General features: G+C 39.9%; 2 pseudogenes. Both read left to right on the top strand.

Going from position 1 to position 1,024, the window contains the following annotated elements:
• Positions 1-456, top strand: a pseudogene (locus V7659_RS25630) (MoxR family ATPase); the annotation flags it as partial.
• A pseudogene (locus tag V7659_RS25625) lies at positions 457-1,024 on the top strand (DUF58 domain-containing protein); the annotation flags it as partial. It lies immediately after the preceding pseudogene.

Here is a 1,024-nt window from a genome sequence, read left to right as displayed (position 1 = left end):
TTTTTATTAAAAATGAGAATGGGTTATCCTGACTTACAAGAGGAAATGGAAGTGTTGAATAGAGCACAAAAGGTCCCGCCGATTGAGGAGTTAACCCCAGTCGTTGACCTTGAAGGCCTTCTTGATTTACAAAAAGAAATCAAAGATGTGTTTGTCGATGATACGATGAAGCGCTACATCGTCGATATCGTTAACCGCACTAGAGGCCACGGCAGTGTCTACCTTGGGGCTAGTCCAAGGGGATCAATTGCCTTGATGAAAGCAGCGCAGGCCTATGCATATATGTATGGCCGCGATTACGTTCTCCCGGATGATATTCAATATTTAGCCCGATTTGTCTTATCCCACCGGATTATTTTAAAGTCAGAGGCAAAATTCGAAGGGATTTCTGCTGAAGATTTAGTGAACCAGGTGGTTGCCAGAGTTCCGGTGCCAGTTCAAAGGTTAGTGAAATAAATGAAAAAGACTTGGATGATCTTGAAAAAAGTATGGAAGTTTATTCTGCTGCTTTTTTTGATTTTATTAGCTTTCTCCTATGCCATGTTTCAAGGGGGATTTGTAAGTTGGTTTTTATTTTATAGCTTTCTTCCCTTCGCCATTTATTGTGTTGCCATCTCTTTTTACTCCTTAAATGAACTTGAAGTAACAAGAATCTTGCCAAAAACGGATTTTAATGCCGGAGAACCCTTAAAGGTGACCGTTACAGTGAAAAGAGCAAAATCATTTCCGCTCTTTTATTTACTAATTGAGGACCAGTTAGATGAATCCTTAAAATTTGCTCCTCAGCAAAAGAGACCGAAAGCCCTGCTTCTTCCGGGCTTAAAAAAGGAATTTTCCTATGAATATATCATTGATGAGCTGCCGCGCGGGGAACATTTTTTCGAATCTTTTACCTTGAGAATTGGTGACCCGCTCGGCTTATTTGAAAAAGAGAAAAAAGCTGCCATGGAGGGTAAAATTATTGTCTATCCGGCGTATACAGAGCTATTATACCGATCATTTGAAAATCATTATGATTCTGGTC

It is taken from the genome of Neobacillus drentensis (genome assembly GCF_036966985.1).
GTDB lineage: Bacteria > Bacillota > Bacilli > Bacillales > Cytobacillaceae > Neobacillus > Neobacillus drentensis_E.
The sequence above is the reverse complement of the archived record's forward strand: the minus strand, read 5'-3'. Positions and strand labels throughout refer to the sequence as shown.